Annotated in this window: 18 protein-coding genes; 6 read left to right on the forward strand and 12 right to left on the reverse strand. The window is 71.1% G+C overall.

Annotation, left to right across the window (positions count from 1 at the left end; genetic code table 11):
- Positions 1–127: 127 nt before the first annotated feature.
- The gene (locus tag ACTWPV_RS33455) at positions 128–1,036 is read right to left on the reverse strand and encodes a 2-hydroxyacid dehydrogenase (RefSeq protein WP_443154815.1); all 909 of its coding nucleotides are present in this window, start codon (positions 1,034–1,036) and stop codon (positions 128–130) included.
- Between the two features lie 50 nt (positions 1,037–1,086).
- Here ACTWPV_RS33455 and ACTWPV_RS33460 point away from each other — a divergent pair, with 50 nt between their 5' ends.
- A complete protein-coding gene (locus tag ACTWPV_RS33460) occupies positions 1,087–2,163 on the forward strand; it encodes a PQQ-dependent sugar dehydrogenase (protein ID WP_443154816.1) in 1,077 nt (358 codons plus the stop codon).
- Between the two features lie 16 nt (positions 2,164–2,179).
- On the opposite strand, the gene ACTWPV_RS33465 is transcribed toward ACTWPV_RS33460, so the two are convergent.
- From ACTWPV_RS33465 to ACTWPV_RS33475, 3 genes are all read right to left on the reverse strand, one after another.
- Positions 2,180–4,168: a VanW family protein gene (locus tag ACTWPV_RS33465; protein WP_443154817.1), complete on the reverse strand. Its 1,989-nt coding sequence runs from the start codon at positions 4,166–4,168 to the stop codon at positions 2,180–2,182.
- 92 nt (positions 4,169–4,260) lie between these two features.
- Positions 4,261–4,923 carry a response regulator gene (locus ACTWPV_RS33470; RefSeq protein ID WP_347645395.1) on the reverse strand — a complete coding sequence of 221 codons (663 nt, stop codon included), beginning with the start codon at positions 4,921–4,923 and terminating at the stop codon, positions 4,261–4,263.
- The gene (locus ACTWPV_RS33475; RefSeq protein WP_443154818.1) at positions 4,920–6,497 is read right to left on the reverse strand and encodes an ATP-binding protein; all 1,578 of its coding nucleotides are present in this window, start codon (positions 6,495–6,497) and stop codon (positions 4,920–4,922) included. Before ACTWPV_RS33475 ends, ACTWPV_RS33470 begins: the two co-directional genes overlap by 4 nt.
- Before the next feature lie 166 nt (positions 6,498–6,663).
- Here ACTWPV_RS33475 and ACTWPV_RS33480 point away from each other — a divergent pair, with 166 nt between their 5' ends.
- Genes ACTWPV_RS33480 through ACTWPV_RS33490 form a run of 3 tightly spaced genes read left to right on the forward strand, consistent with a single transcriptional unit; the run spans position 6,664 to position 9,638 of the window.
- Positions 6,664–7,632: a Bug family tripartite tricarboxylate transporter substrate binding protein gene (locus ACTWPV_RS33480; RefSeq protein ID WP_443154819.1), complete on the forward strand. Its 969-nt coding sequence runs from the start codon at positions 6,664–6,666 to the stop codon at positions 7,630–7,632.
- The gene (locus ACTWPV_RS33485) at positions 7,632–8,117 is read left to right on the forward strand and encodes a tripartite tricarboxylate transporter TctB family protein (protein ID WP_443154820.1); all 486 of its coding nucleotides are present in this window, start codon (positions 7,632–7,634) and stop codon (positions 8,115–8,117) included. Before ACTWPV_RS33480 ends, ACTWPV_RS33485 begins: the two co-directional genes overlap by 1 nt.
- Complete coding sequence (locus tag ACTWPV_RS33490) at positions 8,118–9,638, forward strand: tripartite tricarboxylate transporter permease (protein ID WP_443154821.1); 1,521 nt, start codon at positions 8,118–8,120, stop codon at positions 9,636–9,638.
- A 268-nt stretch (positions 9,639–9,906) separates the two neighbouring features.
- Here the strand turns inward: ACTWPV_RS33490 and gatB are convergent, their stop codons facing one another.
- The 6 genes from gatB to ACTWPV_RS33520 all read right to left on the reverse strand — a co-directional run bounded on the left by gatB (position 9,907) and on the right by ACTWPV_RS33520 (position 19,483).
- Positions 9,907–11,394: an Asp-tRNA(Asn)/Glu-tRNA(Gln) amidotransferase subunit GatB gene (gene gatB, locus ACTWPV_RS33495; RefSeq protein ID WP_443154889.1), complete on the reverse strand. Its 1,488-nt coding sequence runs from the start codon at positions 11,392–11,394 to the stop codon at positions 9,907–9,909.
- A 2-nt stretch (positions 11,395–11,396) separates the two neighbouring features.
- Positions 11,397–12,887: an Asp-tRNA(Asn)/Glu-tRNA(Gln) amidotransferase subunit GatA gene (gene gatA / locus ACTWPV_RS33500; RefSeq protein ID WP_347774827.1), complete on the reverse strand. Its 1,491-nt coding sequence runs from the start codon at positions 12,885–12,887 to the stop codon at positions 11,397–11,399.
- Positions 12,884–13,183 carry an Asp-tRNA(Asn)/Glu-tRNA(Gln) amidotransferase subunit GatC gene (gene gatC, locus ACTWPV_RS33505; RefSeq protein ID WP_132595391.1) on the reverse strand — a complete coding sequence of 100 codons (300 nt, stop codon included), beginning with the start codon at positions 13,181–13,183 and terminating at the stop codon, positions 12,884–12,886. The genes gatA and gatC overlap by 4 nt, the downstream gene beginning before the upstream one ends.
- A 245-nt stretch (positions 13,184–13,428) precedes the next feature.
- Positions 13,429–15,501, reverse strand: a complete 2,073-nt coding sequence (locus tag ACTWPV_RS33510) for a putative bifunctional diguanylate cyclase/phosphodiesterase (protein WP_443154822.1) — start codon at positions 15,499–15,501, stop codon at positions 13,429–13,431.
- A 598-nt stretch (positions 15,502–16,099) separates the two neighbouring features.
- Complete coding sequence (ligA, locus tag ACTWPV_RS33515) at positions 16,100–18,289, reverse strand: NAD-dependent DNA ligase LigA (protein ID WP_443154823.1); 2,190 nt, start codon at positions 18,287–18,289, stop codon at positions 16,100–16,102.
- A gap of 195 nt (positions 18,290–18,484) precedes the next feature.
- Positions 18,485–19,483 (reverse strand): methionine synthase, encoded by a 999-nt coding sequence (locus ACTWPV_RS33520; protein ID WP_443154824.1) that lies wholly within the window; start codon positions 19,481–19,483, stop codon positions 18,485–18,487.
- 24 nt (positions 19,484–19,507) lie between these two features.
- Here ACTWPV_RS33520 and ACTWPV_RS33525 point away from each other — a divergent pair, with 24 nt between their 5' ends.
- Positions 19,508–20,140, forward strand: coding sequence for an MBL fold metallo-hydrolase (locus ACTWPV_RS33525; protein WP_443154825.1), 633 nt, complete (start codon positions 19,508–19,510; stop codon positions 20,138–20,140).
- Here the strand turns inward: ACTWPV_RS33525 and mnmA are convergent.
- Positions 20,133–21,191 carry a tRNA 2-thiouridine(34) synthase MnmA gene (mnmA, locus tag ACTWPV_RS33530; RefSeq protein ID WP_443154826.1) on the reverse strand — a complete coding sequence of 353 codons (1,059 nt, stop codon included), beginning with the start codon at positions 21,189–21,191 and terminating at the stop codon, positions 20,133–20,135. The two genes, ACTWPV_RS33525 and mnmA, sit on opposite strands and share 8 nt — an antisense overlap.
- 79 nt (positions 21,192–21,270) lie before the next feature.
- Between mnmA and ACTWPV_RS33535 the strand changes: the two genes are divergently transcribed.
- A complete protein-coding gene (locus tag ACTWPV_RS33535) occupies positions 21,271–22,323 on the forward strand; it encodes a DUF695 domain-containing protein (RefSeq protein ID WP_443154827.1) in 1,053 nt (350 codons plus the stop codon).
- Positions 22,324–22,338: 15 nt separating this feature from the next.
- Here the strand turns inward: ACTWPV_RS33535 and ACTWPV_RS33540 are convergent, their stop codons facing one another.
- Positions 22,339–23,523, reverse strand: coding sequence for a cysteine desulfurase family protein (locus tag ACTWPV_RS33540; RefSeq protein WP_443154890.1), 1,185 nt, complete (start codon positions 23,521–23,523; stop codon positions 22,339–22,341).
- Between the last annotated feature and the right edge of the window lie 32 nt (positions 23,524–23,555).

Below are 23,555 nucleotides of genomic sequence, written 5' to 3' on the forward strand. Positions count from 1 at the left end.
TCGTCACCGATCTGATAACCACACGGACCGATTGCTGCCAATAGCGCCTTGACAGTGAGTCAGGAACTCCCTGCAAACGTAACGCTACGCACCGAAGGTCACGGACCAGCCACGTTCCGGGATCCTCTCAGTACGTGTCGGTTATGACATTGATCAGTTGCTCACCTGCGAGATAACGCTCCAACTGGGCCCGGATGAGGCGGAGCACGCGCCGCTCGGACGCGGGGGTGCTGCCCGCGACGTGCGGGGTGATCAGCACGCCCGGAGCGCTCCAAAGGGGATGTCCCTCCGGCAGCGGCTCCGGCGCCGTCACGTCCAGCGCGGCACGCAGCCTGCCGGTCTTCAGCTCGGCGACCAGGGCGTCGGTGTCGACGATCCCGCCCCGGGCGGCGTTGACGAGCACGGCGCCGTCCTTCATGCGGGCCAGGAACGCGGCGTCCACCATGCCGACCGTGTCGGGCGTGGCGGGCACGAGGAGCACGACGACGTCCGCCGCCGGCAGCAGCGCGGGCAGGTCGGCCATGCTGTGCACGCCGTCGCGGGCGGTCCTGGCCACGCGTACGACCTCGACCTCGAACCCGGCGAGCCGCCGCTCCAGCGCCGCACCGATGGAGCCGTAGCCGACGATCAACACGGTGGAGTCGGCGAGGACGCCGGTGTGGTGGTAGGTCCACTCTCCCCTGCGCTGCGCGTCCACGAACCCGGGAAACTCACGCACCACCGCCACCATCGCCCCGACCGCCCACTCCGCGGTCCCCGCGTCGTGCACGCCGCGCGCGTTGCACAGCGTCACGCCCTCGGGGATGTGCGGGCGGTACGGCTCCACCCCCGCGGTCACGGTCTGCACGAGCCGCAACGAGCTCATCCGCGCGATCGTCCCCCGCACGTCGGGCACGGTGACCAGCGGCGGGATCCAGACCTCCACCTCCTCGACGCCTTCCGGCATCGAGGAGGTGCTGTTGTACACGGCGCATTCGACCCCGGACAGGTCGGAAAGAGCATCAGCCGCCGAATCGGAGGGAACCCAGGTCTTCATGCGGAGAACCTTACGACTCCGGGGGAAGTATGGAACACATGAGGAAGCCCATGAGGAGACACCGCGCGCTCCTGTCGCTGACCGTGCCGCTGACCGTCCTCCTGAGCGGGCTCGCCGGCTGCTCCGGCGCCGGCGGCGATGTGCTTCCGACGGCCGCCGTGACGGCCACGAGTCCGGCCGCCGGCACCCCTGCGGACGTGGCGACCGGGCTGGCCGTGCCGTGGGCGATCGCGTTCCTGCCCGACGGCGACGCCCTGGTCACCGAGCGCGACACCGCCCGGCTGCTGCGGGTCACCGAGGACGGCAAGGTGAGCGAACTCGGCACGATCGAGGGCGTGACGCCGGACGGCGAGGGCGGCCTGATGGGGGTCGCGGTCAAGGACCAGCACGTCTTCCTCTACTACACCGCCGCGGAGGACAACCGGATCGTCCGCTACCGGCTGACCGGCGACGCGCTCAGCGACCGCCGGGTGATCGTCCAGGGCATCCCCAAGGGCGGCATCCACAACGGCGGCAGGCTGGCGTTCGGCCCCGACGGCCACCTGTACGCCTCCACCGGCGAGACCGGCGACCGCGACCTCGCCCAGCAGCGCGACTCCCTCGCGGGCAAGATCCTGCGCATGACCGTGGACGGCGCACCCGCGCCCGGCAACCCGTTCGGCACGCTCGTCTACAGCTACGGCCACCGCAACGTCCAGGGCCTGGCCTGGGACGACTCGGACCGCCTGTACGCCTCCGAGTTCGGCGCCAACGCCTACGACGAGATCAACCTGATCGAGCCGGGCGCCAACTACGGCTGGCCCGAGGTCGAGGGCCGGGGCGATGACCAGCGGTTCGTGAACCCGATCCTCACCTGGTCGACGGACGAGGCCTCGCCGTCCGGCATGGCGTACGCCGGCGGTTCGTTGTGGGTGGGGGCCCTGCGCGGGGAGCGCCTGTGGCAGGTGCCGCTCGGCGCTGACGGCGCCGCCGGCCGGCCGGTCGCCCACTTCGCCGACCGCTACGGCCGCCTCCGCGCGGTCACCACCGCCCCTGACGGCACCGTGTGGGTGGGCACCAGCAACAGGGACGGCAGGGGTTCGCCGCGGGAGGGCGACGACCGCATCCTGTCGGTCCCCACCTCGTGATCAGGCCCGTTCGGCGTCAGGACGCGGTGCAGGTGATCTGGGGCTGAGCACGGTATTTGGTGGTCAGCTTGTCGTCCTTCTTGACCACCCGGCCGTCCTTGTGGAAGACCCGCATGACGTCGATGGTGAACCCCTGGGCGCCCGTCGTCGCCAGGCAGCCGGGCTCGTTGCTGGTCTCCCGCCGGAACTGGGTGAAGTCCCGCCGTTCCGACTCGATCGCCTCGATCTTGTCGTACCGCTTCGTGCCCCAGAGCGCCACCGTCACCGACGTCTGCGTGAACGTGGTCTTGATCAGCACGCCGTTGTCCGAGTCGTTGCGCCACTTCAGGTCCGACTCCGGATAGGTCAGCACGACGTCACGCCCGGGCGGGAACTGGTCGGTGTAGTAGTCCATCGGCTTGTGCTCGACGTCCTCGAGCCCGCTGAAGTACGCAGCGTTGTACATCGTCGTGGCGAACTGCGAGACTCCGCCGCCGACGATGTTGACCAGGCGCCCGCCGACGGTCTCCGCCGCTTCGACGTATCCGTCCTCGAGGGTCCGCTCGCCCACGACGTCGTTGACCGAGAACGTCTCGCCCGGCTTGACGATGTGGCCGTCGAGCTCCTCCGCCATGCGCTGGATGTTCTTCGCGCGCGGCTGGCAGCAGGCGAAGTTCGTGGTGAAGGTGGCGAGGGTCTCCTTGATGCCGAGCTTGTTGATCTCCGAGGTCGCGACCGCGGGGGCGACGGTGCCCAGCCGCACGGGGATCGTCCGGTCTCCGCCCCCGGCGAACACCCTCTCGGCGTCCCTGGCCAGCAGCTTGTCGTTCACACCCCGGCCGGTGCGGGCGGGCACCAGCACCGGCTTGCCGTTCACGATGTCGTACGTGGCGTCGCGCGGCTGCTGGGCGGCGGAGACCAGGGTGCTCTCCACGTCGGTGAGCACCGCCTTGGCGTCGAACTGCGGCGCGAGCCCGCCGCTGCCGTCGGAGGCGAAGGACAGGTTGGCCGCGATCGCGGCGGGCGGGACCTGCGCCTGCTTGCCGTCGAGGGTCAGCGTGATGGGGGCGGCGACGGCCTGCCTCGCCTTGGCCAGGGCCGCCCTGACGGCTTCCGGGGTGGTGGTGGGCTTGGACGGTCTCAGGGTGAGCACGACGGAGCCGCCGCCCCTCAGGAAGGCGTCGCCGATCCTCTTCACGGCGTCCTCCCTGTCGAGCAGCACGCCGTCCTGGGGCTGGCGCGCCTTCGGCGTCAGCCCGGAGAAGGCCACCCGGCCCTCCTGCGCGCGCTTGTCCACGGACTCGGCCAGGCCCTCGACGGTCCTGGTGAGCTGGGAGGTGTCGATGTTGATCTTCGGTTCGAGCTCGGTGGTGCCGGCTAGGCCGCGCCACACCTCCTGCGGGCTGGGAAAGCCGCTGGGCGCCTGGCCGATCGTGCCGACCACGTCGAGCTCAAGCCCGGCCTCGTCGGCCTGGATGGTGTCCTTCTTGCCGCCGATGTCGGCCACGACCGGCTTGCTCAGCTGGGCGGCGAGCTCGGTGCGCAGCTTGTCGGCCGCCTGGGTGACGGTCAGCCCGCCGATGTCGACCCCCGACACGCGGGTGCCGCGCAGCACGCTGCCGGACATGAGCACGGCGGGCACGACGTACGACAGCACGGCGAGCAGCAGGACGACCGTGAGGAGGCCGGGCAGCAGGCGCCGTTTGCGCGGCTCGGGCTCGAAGGAGTGCGGGTGCTCGCGCGGGCTCTCCTGGCCGAACACGGGGGCGGACCCCGAGTCCTTGCCCGCCATCGGCCACGGCTGCGCCGGTGGCGGTGCTGGGGGCAGCGCTCCGCCCGAGGGACCGCCCGCGGCGCTCGGGGCTTGGGCCTGCCGGGGCTCCTGTCGTTCCGGCGGTCCGAAGATGTCCCGGGAGACCCCTGGGGGCAGGCCTTCGATCCGCGGCTTCTTGGAGACGCTCGACGTGGGCAGTGGCACCGAGGCGAACGGGTCGGTCGGTGATTCGATCGGTCCGGCGTTTCGCACGCCTCAATCTCCTCCCGGTCCGCAGCCAAGTCTCAGGCAACAGTAAGGCACGCGGATCCGCATATGTCACGGGAAATGACTACGGAAGTGTGTCAACCTAGCCACCGGTAGCGATGTTCCGGACGACCGGCCGTGCCGTAACGCGGCCGGAGTTCGGCCTGCCCTGCCGCGCAGAGGTGTTCGAGATAGCGGCGGGCGCTCACCCGCGACAGGCCCGTGAGCTGGGCGGCCTCGGTCGCCGACAGGTCGCGGCCAGCCTCCCGCAGGCTGTCGGCGACCAGCGCGCACGTGGCCGGCGACAGGCCTTTCGGCATGGGAGCCGCGGTCATGGGCGTGCCGAAGAGCCGGTCGACGTCGTCCTGGCGGGCCTCGGGGCCGATGGCGGTGATGCGCCTGCGGGTGTCGGCGTACTGCTGGAGCCGCTCGGTCAGGGCGGTGGCGGTGAAGGGCTTGATCAGATAGTTGACCGCGCCGCCGCGCATGGCCTCCTTGACCGTCGGCACGTCGCGGGCCGCGCTGATCATGATGACGTCCACGTCGTTGAGCGCCTTGAGCACCTCAAGCCCTGACATGTCGGGCAGGTAGATGTCGAGCAGCACGAGGTCGGGCCGCTGCTCCGCCGCCGCGGCCAGCGCGCCGGCCCCGTTGTGGGCGACGGAGACGACGCTGAACCCCGGCACGCGGGACACATAGCCGCTGTGGATCCGCGCGACCATGAAGTCGTCGTCGACGACGAGCACCCTGATGTCGTTCACGACACCGTCCCCGCCCGCTCCCTGGCCGGAAGGAGGGCGGTGAAGACGGCGCCGCCCGCGTCCGTCACCCGCACCCAGCCTCCTCTGCGCAGGCACGCCTGCCGGGTCAGGGCCAGGCCGAGACCGCGCGGCCCCGACTGGGCGGCCTTGGTCGTGAAGCCCTCCCTGAAGACCTCCTCCACCAGGCCGGGAGCGATGCCGGGGCCCGAGTCGCCGACGCGCACCCGCAGGCCGTCGTGATCGGCCCGAACCGACACCTCGATCGTGCCCTCGGCGCCGTCGAGCGCGTCGATGGCGTTCGCGACCAGGTTGCCCACCACCAGCACCGCGTCCTGCGGGTCGCCGAGCAGGCCGACCGGCACGGTGGAGTCGTCCGACAACACGAGCGTGGCGCCCCGCTCGGCCGCCTCCGCGGACTTGGCCAGCAGCAGCGCGGCCAGGGTCGGGTCCTGGACCCGCTCGCGCAGCCCGGCCGCGTACGAGCCGCCGGTGGTGCGGGTGATGAAGCCGATCGCGGCCTCGTGCTCGCCCAGCTCCAGCAGCCCGACGACGGTGTGCATGCGGTTGGCGAACTCGTGTGCCTGCGCCCGCAGCGCCTCGGTCGCGCTGCTGGCGTCGTCGAGCTCGCGGGCCAGGTGGATGAGCTGGGTGCGGTCGCGCAGGGTCACCACCCAGCCGCGGTGGTGGCCGCGTACGGAAACCGGGGTGCGGTTGAGCACCAGCACCCGGTCGCCGTGCAGCACGACGCGGTCCTCGCCGGGGTCGGCGCCCCCGAGCACGTCGCGCATGCGCTCGGAGACCGGCATCTCGGACAGGTCGGCGCCCACGTCGCCCAGCAGCTCGCGGGCGGCGTCGTTGACCAGGGTGACACGCCCGCCGAGGTCGAGCGCCAGCACGCCCTCCTTGACGCCGTGCAGCACCCCCTCGCGCTGCTCCAGCAGGGCGGCGATCTCGCGCGGCTCCAGGCCGAACGTCTGCCGGCGCACCCGTGCGGTGATCAGCGCGGCCAGCGCGAGGCCGGCCAGCAGCACGGCGAGCGCCGTCCAGATCAGCGGCGGGAGCGCGTCGACGACCTGGCTGATGACCGTGGTCTCCAGCACGCCGACCGAGACCAGGCCGATGACGTCGCCATATTCGTCGCGGATGGGCGTCTTGCCCCTGACCGTGGTGCCGATCGTGCCGGTCTCCTTGCCGACCCAGCTCCGGCCCGTCCTGAGCACCGTGCTGCCGTCGGTGGACAGCTGCTTGCCGATCAGCGAGGCGTTGGGGTGGGCGTAACGTTTCTGGTCGGTGTTGGCGATCACGACGTAGTCGGCGCCGGTCTCCTGCTGGACGCTCATGGCCAGCGGCTGCAACACCGTCTCCGGCTCGCTCAGCTTGAACGCCTCCCGGACCTGCGGAAGCGCGGCCACCGACTGCGCGATCGCCAGTGCCCGTTGCTGGTGGAGCGAGGCCAGCTGATCACGCGTGTGCTCGGCCCACACGCCACCGGTGCCCCCCACGGCGAGCAGCACGATCACCATCTGAAGCGCGAACAGCTGGGTCCCGAGTGAGGCCTCACGAACCCGTCTCACGGGCACATGGAAACAAATCGAGGTCACGGCCAGGTCGCGGGGGGTGCCGCAGGAACCCGCGACCAATACGACCACTATGACGGCAACCGCGCAAAGGGTCGACTCCGGAGAGCAGGGGCATCACGATCCGGGTCTTGTCACCGTGAGAACCCTTCTTGGAGTGATCATGCGCTTGCGCGTATTCGCCGCCCTCGCGGCCATCTCCCTTGGCGCACTGACCGGCTGTGGCGAGACGGCGGGCACCTCCGCGAGCTCGCCGTTGCAGATCATGGCCCCGGCCGCGCCCGGGGGCGGCTGGGACCAGACCTCCCGCATCGCCGAGCAGGCCATCAAAGCGGCCGACCCGCAGCGCAAGGTCGAGGTGTACAACGTGCCCGGCGCCGGAGGCACGATCGGCCTGGCCCAGCTCGCCGGCGAGAAGGGCAACGGCAACCTGCTGATGACCATGGGCCTGGTCATGGTCGGCGCCATCGAACAGAACAAGTCGAAGGTCACGCTGGCGGAGACCACGCCCATCGCCAAGCTGACCGAGGAGTACGAGATCGTCGTCGTGCCGGCCGCGTCGCCGTACAAGGCGCTGGACGACATGGTGGCGGCCTGGAAGGCGGACCCGTCGAAGGTGTCCATCTCCGGCGGCTCCGCGGGCGGCACCGACCACATCGTGGCCGGTCTGATGGCCAAGGCCGCGGGCATCGACCCCAAGCAGGTCAACTACATCGCCCACTCGGGCGGCGGCGAGGCGCTCAACGAGCTGCTCGGCAACAAGGTGAGCGCGGGCATCTCCGGCGTGGCCGAGTTCGCCGAGCACGTGAAGTCGGGCAAGCTGCGCGCGCTGGGCGTCACCTCCGGCGAGCGGCTGCCGGACCTCGACGCTCCCACGCTGAAGGAGGCCGGGCTCGACGTCGAGCTGGCCAACTGGCGCGGCTTCGTCGCCCCTGCCGAGCTCTCCGACGCCGACAAGAAGGCGCTGACCGACCTGGTCACCAAGATGCACGACGCGCAGCCGTGGAAGGACGCGGTGGCCAAGAACGGCTGGATCGACTCGTTCCAGACGGGACAGCAGTTCGCCGACTACCTGGCCGCCGAGCAGACCAGGGTCAAGGCGATCATCGCCGAAATGGGGCTCGTCTCCTGATGGCCCGCTGGTGGCGGCCCGAGCTCGGGCTGGCGCTCGTCGTGCTGGTGCTGGGCGTGCTCGTCGTGGTCGGGACGCTCGACGTCTCCGCCGCGGCCTCCCAGCTCGGCCTCGGGCCGCGCTTCTTCCCCATGCTGGTGGGCGGCGCCATGGTGCTCATCGGCCTGTTCTACGTGGCCGACGTCGTACGCGGCGGGCGGGGCGACCCCGAGGAGAGCGAGGACGTCGACGCCGACGCGCCCGCCGACTGGCGCAGCGTCGGGCTGGTCAGCGGGATCTTCCTGGCGTTCAGCGCGCTGCTGAACGTGCTCGGCTGGATCATCGGGGCGAGCCTGCTCTTCTTCGGCCTCGCGGTGGTGCTCGGCGCCGAGCACAGAACGCGCGCCGCCGTGATCGCGGTGGTCGTGGCGATCACCACGTACCTGCTGTTCGTCAAGGGGCTCGGCGTGTCGCTGCCCGGCGGGCCGCTGACGGGGGTGATCTAGGTGGAGTCGCTGCAGCTCCTCCTCGACGGCTTCGCCGCCGCGCTCACCCCGGTCAACCTCATGTACGCGCTCATCGGCGTCACCCTCGGCACGCTCGTCGGCGTGCTGCCCGGCATCGGGCCCGCGATGACCGTGGCGCTGCTGCTGCCGATCACGTTCACGGTGCCGCCGGCCAGCGCGTTCATCATGTTCGCCGGCATCTACTACGGCGGCATGTACGGCGGCTCCACCACCTCCATCCTGCTCAACACGCCGGGCGAGTCCGCCTCCATGATCACGGCCCTGGAGGGCAACAAGATGGCCAGGCGGGGCCGGGCCGCCCAGGCGCTGGCCACGGCGGCCATCGGCTCGTTCGTGGCCGGGACCATCGCGACCGCGCTGCTGGTCGTGGCGGCACCCGCCGTGGTGAGCTTCGCGATCTCGTTCGGCCCCGAGGACTACTTCGCGCTGGCCGTCCTCGCGTTCACCGCCGTCTCATCCGTGTTGTCCCGTTCGGTCGTACGCGGCCTGGCGTCCCTGGGGCTCGGCCTGGTGATCGGGCTGATCGGCATCGACCAGCAGACCGGCCAGGCACGGCTCACGCTGGGCATCCCGCAGCTGCTCGACGGCATCGACGTGGTGATCGTGGCGGTCGGGTTGTTCGCGCTCGGCGAGTCCCTCTACGTGGCCTCGCGGCTGCGCCACGCCATGCCCGAGGTGGTGCCCGTGGGCCGGGCGTGGATGGGCCGCTCCGACTGGGGACGCTCCTGGCTGCCCTGGCTGCGCGGCACCGCGCTGGGCTTCCCGTTCGGCGCGCTGCCCGGCGGAGGCGCGGAGATCCCCACCTTCCTGTCGTACGCGGCCGAGAAGCGCCTGGCGCGCGGCGTGGCCCGCGAGGAGTACGGCAAGGGCGCGATCGAGGGCGTCGCCGGCCCCGAGGCGGCCAACAACGCCTCCGCCGCCGGCACCCTGGTCCCGCTGCTCACGCTGGGCCTGCCGACGTCGGCCACGGCCGCGATCCTGCTGGCCGCCTTCCAGCAGTACGGGCTCCAGCCCGGCCCGCAGCTGTTCGACCACAACCCCGCGCTGGTGTGGGGCATGATCGCCTCGCTGTTCATCGGCAACGCGATGCTGCTGGTGCTCAACCTGCCCATGGCACCGTTGTGGGCGCGCGTGCTGCGGATCCCCCGCCCGTACCTGTACGCCGGGATCATCCTCTTCGCCGCGCTCGGGGTCTACGCCGTCAACGGCACCGTGGTGGACCTGTTCGTGCTCTATGTGCTCGGCCTGCTCGGCTACGCCATGCGGCGCTTCGGCCTGCCGGTCGCCCCCGCGGTGATCGGCATGATCCTGGGCCCGATGGCGGAGATCCAGCTCCGCAGAGCGCTGGCCATCGGCGCGGGGGACGCGAGCGTGCTGGTGAGCAGCCCGATCGCGGTCGTGCTGCTGGTGCTGGCGCTCCTCGCCCTGCTCACGCCGCTGCTGAGGAAGGCGCTGGCCCGGCGTAGCGTCGAGACGGCCCCGCCGTCCCGCAACGAGTGACCGTACGCCCCCGCCGTGCACCGGTGACCGGGCCGACCGGGAAGACCGGGCCGACCGGGAAGACCGGGCCGACCGGGAAGACCGGGCCGACCGGGAAGACCGGGCCGACCGGGAAGACCGGGCCGACCGGGAAGACCGGGCCGACCGGGAAGACCGGGTCGAGCAACCCCGGCACCCACCGGCCGCACCGGGCCGTCCCGGTCACCCCTGCACGCGCCGGGGCCCCGCCGTTGGAACGGCGGGGCCCCGGCGGCCGTGAGAGGCCCGGTTATTCGGAGACGCCGAGTTTCTCCAGGATCAGCTGGCGGGCGCGGGCCGCGTCGGCCTTGCCCTTGCTGGCCCGCATCACGCCGCCCACCAGCGCACCGGCCGCGGCGATCTTGCCGGAGCGCACCTTGTCGGCCGCGTCGGCGTTGTCGGCCAGCACCTGCTCGATGATCGCGGACAGCTCGCCCTCGTCGTTGACGATCTGCAGCCCGCGCTTCTCGACCACCTCGTCGGGCGTGCCCTCGCCGGCCAGCACGCCTTCGAGCACCTCGCGCGCCAGCTTGTCGTTGAGCGCGCCCGAGGCGACCAGCTCGGTCACGCGGGCGATGTCGGCCGGCGTGATGGGCAGGTCGGCCAGCGGGGTGGCGGTCTCGTTGGCGCGCCGCGCCAGCTCGCCCATCCACCACTTGCGCGCGTCGGCGGGCGGGGCCCCCGCCGCGACCGTGGCCTCGACCAGGTCGATCGCGTCGGCGTTGTGCATGGCCTGCATGTCGAAGTCGGACAGACCCCAGTCGGACTGCAGCCGCTTGCGCCTGACCGACGGCAGCTCGGGCAGCGCCGCCTTCAGCTCGGCCACCCAGGCCGGGTCGGGCGCGATCGGCACCAGGTCGGGCTCGGGGAAGTAGCGGTAGTCCTGCGCCTCCTCCTTGGACCTGCCGGACGTGGTGGTGCCGGTGTCCTCGTGGAAGTGGCGGGTCTCCTGGACGATCTTCCCGCCGTCGGTGAGGACGCCCGCCTGCCGCTCGATCTCGCTGCGGACGGCCCGCTCGACGCTGCGCAGCGAGTTGACGTTCTTCGTCTCGGTGCGGGTGCCCCACTCGGACGCGCCACGCGGCATGAGCGAGACGTTGACGTCGCAGCGCAGCGAGCCCTCCTCCATGCGCACGTCGGAGACGCCGAGCGAGCGCATGATCTCGCGCAGCTCGGTGACGTAGGCCCTGGCCACCTCCGGCGCGAGCCGGTCGGTGCCCGGGATGGGCTTGGTCACGATCTCGACGAGCGGGATGCCGGCCCGGTTGTAGTCGACGATCGAGTAGTCGGCCCCGTGAATGCGGCCGGTGGCGCCGCCCACGTGGGTGGACTTGCCGGTGTCCTCCTCCAGGTGCACGCGCTCGATCTCGATCCGCACGGTGTTGCCGTCGACCTCGACGTCGACGTAGCCGTCGAAGCAGAGCGGCTCGTCGTACTGTGAGATCTGGTAGTTCTTCGGCATGTCCGGATAAAAGTAGTTTTTCCGGGCGAAGCGGCACCACTCGGCGATCGAGCAGTTCAGTGCCAGGCCGATGCGGATCGTCGACTCGATGGCCATGGTGTTGGCCGTCGGCAGCGCGCCGGGCAGCGCCAGGCAGGTCGGGCAGACCTGCGTGTTGGGCGGAGCGCCGAACGTCGTCTTGCAGCCGCAGAACATCTTCGACCTGGTGCCCAGCTCGACGTGCGTCTCCAGGCCGAGCACCGGCTCGAACTTGTCGAGCGCTTCGTCATAGACCATGGTCATAGCGACGGAGCCTCCTTCAGCAACGGGCCGCCCCAGCGGCTCTCCAGGGCCTGCTCCACGGCGGCGCCGACGCGGTAGCAGCGGTCGTCGGCCAGCACGGGCGCCATGATCTGCAGGCCCACCGGCAGACCGTCTTCCTCGGCCAGCCCGCACGGCACCGAGATGGCCGCGTTGCCGGCCAGGTTGGACGGGATGGTGCACAGGTCGGCGAGGTACATCGCCATCGGGTCGTCGACGCGCTCGCCGATCGCGAACGCCGTGGTCGGCGTGGTCGGCGACACCAGCACGTCGACCTGCTGGTAGGCGGCCTCGAACTCGCGGGAGATGACCGTGCGCACCTTCTGTGCCTGGCCGTAGTAGGCGTCGTAGTAGCCGCTCGACAGCGCGTACGTGCCGAGCATGATGCGCCGCTTGACCTCGGGTCCGAACCCGGCGGCCCTGGTCAGCGCCATGACCTCCTCGGCGCTGCGGGTGCCGTCGTCACCGACGCGCAGGCCGTAACGCATCGCGTCGAAGCGGGCCAGGTTGGACGAGCACTCCGACGGCGCGATCAGGTAGTACGCGTAGAGGGCGGTGGTGAACGACGGGCACGAGACCTCGACGACCTTGGCCCCGAGCGACTCGAGGAGTTGCACGGCCTCGTTGTAGCGGGCCAGCACGCCCGGCTGGTAGCCGTCACCGCCGAGCTCCTTGACCACGCCGATCCGCATGCCGGCGACGTCGGCGTGCCGGGCCGCCTCGACCACCGAAGGCACGGGCGCGTCGATGGAGGTGGAGTCCATCGGGTCGTGCCCGGAGAACGCCTCCTGCAACAGCGCCGCGTCGAGCACGGTGCGGGCGAACGGCCCCGGCGTGTCGAGCGAGCTCGCGAACGCGATCAGTCCGTAACGGGACGAGCCACCATAGGTCGGCTTCATCCCCACGATGCCGGTCACCGAGGCCGGCTGCCGGATCGAACCGCCCGTGTCGGTGCCCGTCGACAGCGGCGCCTCGTAGGCCGCCACGGCCGCGCTCGAACCACCGGAGGAACCGCCCGGCACCTTCGCCAGATCCCACGGGTTGCGCGTCGTGTGGAAGGCGGAGTTTTCCGTCGAGGAGCCCATGGCGAACTCGTCGAGGTTGGTCTTGCCGAGAATCACCAGCCCCGCCTCGCGCAGCCGCTTGGTGACGGTCGCGTCGTAGGGCGGACGCCAGCCTTCGAGGATCTTGGACGCGGCCGTCGTCGGCATGTCGCGCGTGGTGAAGATGTCTTTGTGCGCGATCGGCACCCCGGCCAGCGGCCCGAGCTTCTCACCGGCCCTGAGCCTGGTGTCGACGGCCCGCGCCTGCTCGATCGTCGTCTCGCGGTCGACGTGGAGGAAAGCCTTGACCTTGGGCTCCACCTCGGCCATGCGGTCGAGGTGCGCCTCGGCCACCTCGACCGACGACACCTCCCCCGCGGCGATCATCGAGCCCAGCTCGGCAGCGGTCTTGCGGATCAGGCTCATGCCTCCTCCCCGAGGATGCGCGGCACCCGGAATCGGTCGTCCTCGACGGCGGGAGCGCCGGCCAGCGCCAGCTCGGGCGTCAGGGACTGTCGCACCTCGTCGGCACGGAAGACATTGGTCAGCGGAAGCGCGTGCGACGATGGCGGCACATCCTCGGCGGCGACCTCGGCCACCTTCGCGACCGCTTCGATGATGGCATCGAGTTGGGTGGCGTAGTGGTCGAGTTCGTCACCGGTGAGCGCCAGCCTGGACAACCGGGCCAGGTGTGCGACCTCGTCGCGGGTTATGGCGGACATGAGTCGTTGAACCCGTTTCGTGGATGGAGTCTTTGGACACTGCCATCCTAGAGGGCTTGACGAAGCACGCCCGAACGGTTAACACCCTGGCAACACCGCTCCCGGCTGCGCGAGCGCGGCTTCACCCGTACAACTCCCGCGGCCCCACCCCGCGCGCCTCGCTCTCCCCCGCCGGGGCCGCATCGAACCCGGCGCCGCCGTAGCAGGTCGGCACGGGCGCCGGACCGGGTCTGCGTTCCGCCAGGTCACGCGGTCCTGGTCACCTCGGGCGCGTAGCCGAAATCGACCTTCGGCACCGCCTCCGCGTGGTCACGCAGCCAGGTCGCGGCGTCGGCGGCCGGCATGGGCTCGCAGAACAACCACCCCTGCCCCACGTCGCACCCCATGTCCGCCAGGCGGATGGCCACCTCGTCGGACTCGACCCCCTCGGCCACCGAACGCAGGCCGAGCGAGCGCACCAGGTCGACGATCGAGCGCACGATCCTTTCGTCATCCTCCGACTCGGCGATCCTGCGGACGAACGAGGCGTCGATCTTGACCTCCGACACCGCCAGGCGCTGGAGCCTGATCAGCGAGGAGTAGCCGGTGCCGAAGTCGTCGATGGCCAGCGGGACGCCGAGCGTGGCCAGCGCCTTGATGGTCTCCTGGGTGTAGGCCTGGTCGCCGGTCAGGATGCGCTCGGTCACCTCCAGCTGGATGGCCGCGGGCGGCAGGCCATACTTCGCCAGCCCCACCTCCAGCCGCTCGGGCAGCGCGGAGTCGAGCAGGTCACGGGCGGAGATGTTGACCGAGATCTGCACCCGCAGATCCGTGTGCCACCAGTGGGCGGCCTGCTCCAGCGCCTCGTCGATGACGTACGCGGTCAGCTGGCGCATCAGGTAGGACTGCTCGGCCAGCGGGACGAAATCGGACGGCGGGATCGGCCCGTGCGCCGGGTGGCGCCAGCGCAGCAGCGCCTCGACGCCCAGGACCGCGCCGGTGCCGAGACTGACCTTGGGCTGGTAGTGCAGGCGCAGCTCGCGGTTGTCGATGGCGCGGCGCAGATCGCCGAGGAGGCTCAGGCGCTCCGGCGAGTTCCTGTCCTTGTCGGGCTGGTAGAGCTCCACTCCCGTACGGCCCTCCTTGGCGAGGTACATCGCCACGTCGGCGCGCTGGAGCAGCAGCTCGAAGTCGGGGGCGTGATCGGGGTAGAGCGCGATGCCGACGGAGCCGTCCACGTCGAAGGTCATGCCCTCCAGGCGCACCGGCTCGGTCAGCGCCGCACGCAGCCTTGCCGCGACCTCCCTGGCCGCGTGGGTGTCCCTGATCGAGGGCAGCAGCACGGCGAACTCGTCGCCGCCCAGCCTCGCGACCACGTCTCCCGGGCGTACGGAGTGGGTGAGGCGGTGCGCGACCATCTGCAACAGGCGGTCGCCCACCGGGTGGCCCATCGTGTCGTTGACCTCCTTGAACCGGTCGAGGTCGAGCAGGAACAGGCCGACCCGGTCGTCCTGCCTGGCCTCGGCGAGCGCCTCCTCCGTGCTGACGATGAGCAGCTTGCGGTTGGGCAGGCCGGTCAGCTCGTCGTGCATGGCCTGGTGGTCGCGGCGCATGGAGAGCGTGGCGGTGAAGTAGACGGCGGCCAGGGGCGCCACGAAGAGCGGCACCAGCCCCGGCGAATGGTTCATGACCACGACGACCAGAGGCGCCAGGCCGAGCAGGCCAGCGTAGACGAGGCTCTGCGGGCCGACGGTGGCCTTCAGCACCCGGGTGAGCGAGCGCCGTTCGTGCAGCGCGACCGCACTGCACACGAGAGTCGCCCTGGTCGCGAAGTAGGCGATCCCCGCCAGCCCGATCGCCAGCAGGTTACCGCCGCCCGGCACCCACGGCAGGGCCGGGCTCGGCACGATGCCGAACGTCCCCAGCACCACACCCGCGGCGGTGAGCGCGAGGGTCGACTGCGCGATGTTGAACATGACCCGATGCCACGACTTGCGCGTCACCACGCCGTTCATGGCCACCGCGACCCCCTGCATCAGCACCGCGGCGGGCAGCCCGAAGTGCAGGAGCACGGCGAACGTGAACATGGTGGAGGGGTAGGTGCCGCCCACGGCCGCCGCCGAGGAGACCATGACGGGCCGCAGCTCGCCCAGGACCACCAGCACGGCCAGCACCCAGAACAGCGGTGTGCGGGCGACCTCCACCAGCTCGGACATGTCGAGCCTGAGCATGGCCACCACGAGTGCGGTGAACCCGATCACGGTGATGCCCGCGAGAAACGCCCACAGCGGCGTGCCGACGCGTGGGCCGGTGTCGCGGGTGTCGGTTGGGTCAGTCATCGGTAACAGAACCCCCATTAGGTCACTATGGGAGGGTACGACCTTTACCCCACTTCGCGAAACCAAGCGCGTACGTTCCGTCACTTCTCCTTTCCGACATATACCCAGAAAACACCCTGGGTAGCACACCATGCACGCTGCGGTCTCCCCGCGCGACCCCCAGGACCGCATGCGAGACCTCATCACGAAACACGGTCATCCGCCGGAGCGCGGTCGCTCTACAGCAGCCGGTGCGAAACCACCCTCACCCATGCCGGAACCGCGGTCGCCACCCGCGCACGAGCCCTCGCGAACCGACCGCTCTCAGACGAGCCAACCACTCCCGCATAAACCGGACCCACCCGCATGAACCCATCCCTACGAACGAACCACCCGCACGAACGAGCCACCCGTACGAACCGGGGTCCACCCGTACGAACTGACCGCCCGTGCGAACGATCCTCGACCGGTCCAGAACCGACCGGGTTCGCATGAATTACCCGAGCCCATGCGAACCGACCCCGCCCGTATGGACCAACCGTGCCCGGAGGAACCGGCCTCGCCCGTGCCGGCCAACCGTGCCCGTGCGAGCCCTTGGACCCGCGTCAACGCGTGAGGGTCAGGGCTCGGGGGTGATCGCGGCCCCGGTGGCCGCCTCCGGGCCTTCGTTCAGGAGGATCTCGAAGCCCGCGCTGTCGAGGATCGGCACGCCCAGGCTGACCGCCTTGTCATATTTCGACCCAGCGTTGTCACCCGCGATCAGGAACGACGTCTTCTTCGACACCGACGACGCGACCTTCCCGCCCCTGCCGGTCAGCTCGGCGGCGGCCGAGTCGCGGGTGTGGCCCTCCAGCGTGCCCGTGACCACGAACGTCATCCCCTGCAGCGTCTGCGGGCCCTTCTCGGGGGCCGGCTCGTCCTCCATGCGGACCCCGGCCGCGCGCCACCGGTCGATGATCGCGCGGTGCCAGTCGACCGCGAACCACTCCCGGATCGTGGCCGCCACCCGGGGCCCGATGCCCTCGACCGCGGCCAGCTCTTCCTCCGAGGCGTTCATGATCGTGTCGATCGACCTCATGGCGTCGGCCAGGGCACGCGCCGTGGGCGGACCGATGTGCCTGATCGACAGGGCGACCAGCACCTGCGCGAGCGGCACCTGCTTGGCCCGCTCGAGCTCCTCGATGAGCTGCAGCGCGTTCTGGCTGGGCTCGCCGTTGATGTTGGAGAAGAAGGAGACGACCTTCTGCTCCCCCGTCTTCGGGTCGATCTTGGGCAGGCCGGTGTCGGGATCGCGGACCACCGACCTGATCGGGATCAGCTGGTCGAGCGTCAGGTCGAACAGGTCGGCCTCGGTGCGCACCACCGGCTGCTGCGGCGGGAGCGGCTGGGTGAGCGCGGTGGCCGCGACATAGCCGAGGCCGTCGATGTCGAGCGCGCGCCGCCCGGCCGCGAAATAGATGCGCTCGCGCATCTGGGCGGGGCAACCGCGCGCGTTGGGGCAGCGCAGGTCGGCGTCGCCCTCCTTCTCGTAAGCCAGCGCGGTACCGCACTCCGGGCAGTGGGTCGGCATGACGAACTCCCGCTCGGACCCGTCGCGCAGCGCCGCCACCGGCCCGACGATCTCGGGGATGACGTCGCCCGCCTTGCGCAACACCACGGTGTCGCCGATGAGCACGCCCTTCTTGGCCACGACGGCGGCGTTGTGGAGCGTGGCGCGCTCGACGGTCGAGCCCGACACCACGACCGGCTCCATCACGCCATAGGGGGTGACGCGGCCGGTGCGCCCGACGCCCACCTGGATGTCGAGCAGCTTGGTGTTGACCTCCTGCGGCGGATATTTGAAGGCGATCGCCCAGCGCGGAGCGCGCGAGGTGGAGCCGAGCTCACGCTGCGTGCGGAAGTCGTCGACCTTGACGACCACCCCGTCGATCTCATAGGGCGGATCGTGGCGGTGCGCGCGGTAGTGCTCGATGAACTCGTTGATCTCGGTGAGGCCCGGCAGCACCTGGTAGAGGTCGCTGACCGGCAGCCCGAACTCGCGCAGCCGGTCGTAGACCTCCGACTGCGCCCGCGGCTCCGTCGCTCCCTCCCAGACGCCGACGCCGTGCACCAGCATGCGCAGCGGGCGCTGCGCCGTGATGCGCGGGTCCTTCTGCCGCAGCGTGCCGGCCGCGGAGTTGCGCGGGTTGGCGAACGGCGGCTTGCCCTGCTCGACGAGCTGCTCGTTGAGCTTCTTGAAGTCTTCGACCGGGATGTAGACCTCGCCGCGCACCTCGACCAGGCTCGGCACGTCGTCGCCCTTGAGCCGGTGGGGGACGCCCTTGATGGTGCGCACGTTGGCCGTCACGTCGTCACCCGTGCGCCCGTCGCCCCTGGTGGCGGCGCGCTCCAGCCTGCCGTCGCGGTAGACCAGGGCGATCGCGAGCCCGTCGATCTTCAGCTCGCACAGGTAGGGGCCCGGATCTCCTTCGGCCAGCCGCTCGGCGCGCACCTGCCAGGCCGCCATGTCGGCGTCGTTGAAGGCGTTGTCGAGGCTCTCCATCCTGGCCAGGTGGCGAACCTTGGCGAAGTCGCCGCTGACCGGCGCCCCCACCTGCTGGGTGGGCGAGCCTGGCGTCTGGAGCGAGGGATGCTCCTCCTCCAGCGCCAGCAGCTCTCTGAACCACTCGTCGAACTGGGCGTCGCTGACCGTGGGCTGGTCGAGCACGTAGTAGCGCCAGCGAGCCTCGTCGACCAGCTCGCTCAGCTCGGCATGCCGCTTCAGCGCGGGCACCGGCACCCCGGCGACCTCAGTGGATGGCTCGCCCACGGCCTCTCCTTCCGTCCAGCATTCTGAGCAAACGCTACCGCTCAGCACTGACAGAAAAGGCCGCCGGCGCACGTGCTCCCGGCGGCCATGAGATCGGACGCTCTCGCAGGTGGAGAGCTTTGTGGGGCCTTCGCGTGAAACTTCCGCGGCGCACCTCGCCCTCCGTCCAGGAACGCCACGTGAGCCAGAGGCCGGTCAGCCGGCTTGCCCGTTCGCGGGATCGTCCCTGAGCACCTGGGCGGCCTTCGCGCACGCGGCCAGGGCGGCCCTGGCGTACCTCGGCGTCGCCCCCGCGAGCCCGCACGCCGGCGTCAGCACGACCTGCCCCGCCAGCCTGTCGGGCGCGAACCCCAGCCGCCGCCACAACCCCACCGCGGGTTCGGCGACCACGCCAGGGTCGGGCAGCCGGGCATCCCTGCCCGGCACCACGCCCATGAACAGCACCATCCCGGCCTCGAAAAGCTCGCCCAGCGCATCGTCGTCCCTGCGCCGCAGCAGGGCGGCGGCGACGGAGACCCCCCGCACCCCCGCCGACCGCAGCAGGCCGAGAGGCACCGAGGGCGCGCAGCAGTGCACCACGGGGGCGTCGAAGAGCCGCAGCGACTCCTCCACCCGCCATCCCTCCACCGCGGCCAGCCGCCCGAAGCCCGAGGCGGTCGGCACCGTGCCGGCCAGCACCCCCGGCAGCCCGGGCTCGTCGAGCTGCAACACGATCTCCGTCACCCCTGGCAGCCGCCGCCGCACCTCCGCGCAGTGGTCGGCGACCCCCTGCGCGAGGGACGCCGTCAGATCGCGTACGGCCCCCGCGTCGGAGAGCATCTTGTCGCCGTGCTTCAGCTCGATCGCGCCGGCCAGCGTCCACGGACCGCACACCTGCAGCTTGAGCGGACCCGAGTAGTCGTGGGCGATCTCCTCCAGCCCGTCGAGATCGCGGCGCATATGGTCGAGGGACCGCTGGTGGTCGCGCCCCGGCCGGTCGCTCAGCCGCCAGCCGGACGGCTGCACCTCGACCGGCAGGTCGACGAGCAGCCCCGCCGTGCGCCCGACCATGTCGGCGCCGACGCCTCGGGCGGGCAGCTCTGGCAGGTAGGGCAGCCCGGGCACCTCGCCGAGGACGACCCTGATCGCCTCGAGATGGTCCTCGCCGGGATGTGAGCCGATCCCGGTGGCTTGCCACGTGGGCACAGTAGACATGGGGACAAGCGTAGGCTCTGCCGTATGAAGATCAGTAAATTCGAGCACGCGTGCGTACGCGTGGAGAAGGACGGCAAGGTCCTGGTCATCGACCCGGGCACGTTCAGCGAGGGCCCCGTTCTGGAGGGCGCGGACGCCGTCCTCATCACCCACGAGCACTTCGACCACGTCGACGTCGGCAAGCTGAGGGCGGCCTCGCCCGACCTGGAGATCTGGACATGCGAGGCTGTCGCCGCCGAGCTGGCGGACGTGCCGGCCAAGGTGCAGGTCGTACGTCATGGCGACGCCTTCGAGACGGCCGGTTTCGGGGTGAAGGTGTTCGGCGAGTGGCACGCGCTGAACCATCCGGACATTCCGATCGTGCAGAACGTCGGCTTCATGCTCGACGACGCGCTCTTCTACCCCGGTGACGCCCTGACCGTGCCCGGGGTGGACGTGCCGACGCTGCTGGTGCCCACCAACGCACCCTGGCTGAAGCTCGTGGAGATGGTCGGATATCTGCGCGAGGTGCGCCCGGGCCGGGCGTTCTCCACCCATGACGGCCTGATCAACGACAGGGGTCTCGCGGTGGTGGACAACTGGCTCAAGGTGGAGGCTGACAAGCAGGGCGCCGAGATCCGTCGTATAGGGGTCGGCGAGTCGGTCACCCTCAGCTAGCGGAGAGGATCGTCGCCGAGCCGATCACCGTGGCGCCGGAATAGAGGACGGCGGCCTGCCCCGCCGCAACTCCCGTGGCCGGGCGGTCGAGGTCGACGCGGAGCCCGCCGCCGGTCTCCTCGAACCGGCAGCCGTAGACCTCTCCGTGGGCACGCAGCTGCACGGTCAGGTCGTCGAAGCGGGACGGGCCGTTCCAGACCGGGTCGCCGCAGGTGATCGAGGTGACCTCGAGCGCCGCGCGCGGCCCCACCGTGACGGTGTTGGAGACCGGCTCGATCGACAGGACGTAGCGTGGCCTGCCGTCGAGGGCCGGGCGGTCGATGCGCAGGCCCTTGCGCTGGCCGATCGTGAAACCGTGAGCGCCCTGGTGGCTGCCGACGACGGCGCCGCTCTGGTCGACGATGGGCCCCTCCTCCGCGCCGAGCCGCTTGGACAGGAAGCCGCGGGTGTCGCCGTCGGCGATGAAGCAGATGTCGTGGCTGTCGGGCTTGTCGGCGACCATCAGCCCGCGCCGCGCGGCCTCCTCGCGCACCTCGGCCTTGGTCGAGTCGCCCAGGGGGAAGATGGCGTGGCCGAGCTGCTCGCGGGTGAGCACCCCGAGCACGTAGGACTGGTCTTTGCCCTGGTCGGCGCTCCTGGACAGGACACCGTCGGCCAGCCTGGCGTGGTGGCCGGTGGCGACCGCGTCGAAGCCCAGGGCCAGCGCCCGGTCGAGCACCGCGGAGAACTTGATCTTCTCGTTGCAGCGCAGGCACGGGTTGGGCGTGCGGCCAGCGGCGTATTCGGACACGAAGTCCTCGATCACGTCGCGCTGGAACCGCTCTGCCATGTCCCAGATGTAGAAGGGGATGCCGATCACGTCGGCGGCACGCCGCGCGTCGCGAGAGTCCTCGATCGTGCAGCAGCCCCGGGCACCCGTGCGGTGGGATTGGGGGTTGGCCGACAGAGCGAGGTGCACACCAGTGACGTCGTGACCGGCCTCGGCGATCCGAGCGGCGGCCACGGCGGAGTCGACGCCGCCCGACATGGCGGCAAGCACACGCAGTCCCATGACCTTCTCAGCGTACTGTCCGTACGGGAGTGCGCGGCCATGTGCACGATCGGGGCCGGGGTCTGCGAGGATTCAGCGCATGCGACTGTTCGGGCGCAAGGACGAAGAGGAAGAGGCCGGCGGGCAGGACGAGGCCATTGCCGGGTTCTGGACGTGGTGGCAGGAGACCAGGCCGCGGCTCGACTCGCTGGTGGCCGAGGGCGAGGCCGCGGGGCTGGAGGAGTGGCTGGCGCCGGCGGTCGCCGCCGTCCATCCCGAGCTGGTCTGGGAGGTGGCGCCCGGCAAGGAGGCGGCGCACGCCCTCGTGGTGACCGCGGCGGGCGACGCCGAGCTGCGCCCGCTCGCCCACCGCTGGGCCAGGGCCGCGCCGGCCGCCGATCTGCTGTGGGAGTTTCATCCGTCGCGGCAGGCCAATCCGCAGGCGGCGGAGCTCGCCATCGAGGTGGGCGGTTACGCGTTCGCGCTCGACAAGCTGATGCTCGGGCTGCGGGTGCCGCGCAACCAGCCGAGGGTCGACGTGGCCGCCTACCACCCGATCTTCGCCGAGCTCGACGAGGACACCCGGATGGAGGCCACGCTGCTGGCCCTCGACTGGCTGCTCGGCGAGGACGACGTCGCCAGGTGGGTGGGCGAGATCACGCCGGCCACGTTCCAGCCGATCGACGCCGTGGCCGCCATGCACCTGCCGGCCGTGGTCGCCGACGTGGCCTCCGGCTACGCGGAGGAGGAGTGGGTGCTGCTGCAGGGGCAGACCGCGACCGGCGCGCCGCTCGTCGCCACGGTCCGCCACCCGCTGCGCCCCGTCGACCATCCGCTCTGCGACCAGCACCTCGCGATCACGCTGCCGTACGCGCATCGCGACGAGAACGGCCTGCCGGTCGACGGCTCGCTGGAGGCGCTGCGCGACTTCGAGGAGCGCCTGGTGGCCCGCCTGCTCAAGCTGGGCGACGACGCGGTGCTGGCCGCCCACCTGAGCACGGAGGGACACCGGATCATCCACGTCTACGCCGACCCGACCGGCGACGCCGCGATCCACGCCAAGGAGCTGATCGTGGGCTGGGAGGAGGGCGAGCCCCGCGTCGACGTGACCGCCGACCCGGGTTGGACCGCCGCGGCGCCGTTCCTCACCTGACGCCACGGCGGCCGGTCAGCCGAGGCCGGCGCGGCGGGCGCGTTCGACCGCGGCGGGCAGCACTTCGATCAGGCGGTCGACGTCGTCGCGGGTCGAGGTGTGCCCCAGGGTGAACCTGAGCGAGCCGCGCGCCGCCGCCGCGTCGGCCCCCATCGCCAGCAGCACGTGCGACGGCTGGGAGACGCCTGCCGAGCAGGCCGAGCCGGTCGAGCACTCCACGCCCTTGGCGTCGAGCAGCATGAGCAACGCGTCGCCCTCGCAGCCGGGGAAGGAGAAATGCGCGTTGCCCGGCAGCCGCCCCGGTGAAGCCGGAGGGGTCCCTCGCCGTTCGGTCAGGGGGGTTTGCGCGGAGGTCGTCTCGCGTACGTCGGGATCGCCGTTGAGCACGACGTCGGGGACGGCCGCGCGTACGCGCTCGATCAGCTCGTCGCGCAGCGACGCCAGGCGGCGCCCCAGAGCCTCCTGCTCCTTGACGGCGGTGCTGACGGCGGCGGCGAGCCCCGCGATGGCGGGAGCGTCGAGCGTGCCGGAGCGCACGTCGCGTTCCTGCCCTCCGCCGTGCTGCACGGAGACCGGCGTCAGCCCTCTGGCCAGCAGCAGCGCGCCGACGCCCATCGGGCCGCCGATCTTGTGGCCGGTCAGCGTGAGCGCGTCGACGCCCGACGCGGCGAACGACACGGACAGCTGCCCCACCGCCTGGACGGCGTCGGTGTGGAACGGGATGCCGTGCTCGCGGGCGACGGCGGCCAGGGCGTGCACCGGCTGGACGGTGCCGACCTCGTTGTTGGCCCACATGACGCTGACCATGGCCACGCTGTCGGGGTCGCGTTCGATGGCGGCGCGCAGGGTCTCGGGATGGACGCGGCCGTACGCGTCGGCCTCCAGCAGCTCGATCTCCGCGCCCTGGCTGTCGGCCAGCCACTGGGCCGGGTCGAGCACGGCGTGGTGCTCCACGGAGCTGATCAGCACGCGCCTGCGGGGGCGGCGCGCCCAGTAGAGGCCCTTGATGGCGAGGTTGTCGGCCTCGGTGCCGCCCGAGGTGAACACGACCTCGCTGGGCCGCGCCCCGAGCGCGTCGGCGATCGCCTCGCGTGACTCCTCGACCACCCTGCGCATCCGGCGCCCGGCGCCGTGCAGCGAGGAAGCGTTTCCGACCTGTTGGAGTTGAACCGTCATGGCCTCGATCGCTTCGGGCAGCATCGGGGCGGTCGCTGCATGATCAAGATAGGCCG

Origin of the sequence: Nonomuraea sp. KM88, assembly GCF_052245635.1 — a bacterium.
Lineage (GTDB): Bacteria > Actinomycetota > Actinomycetes > Streptosporangiales > Streptosporangiaceae > Nonomuraea.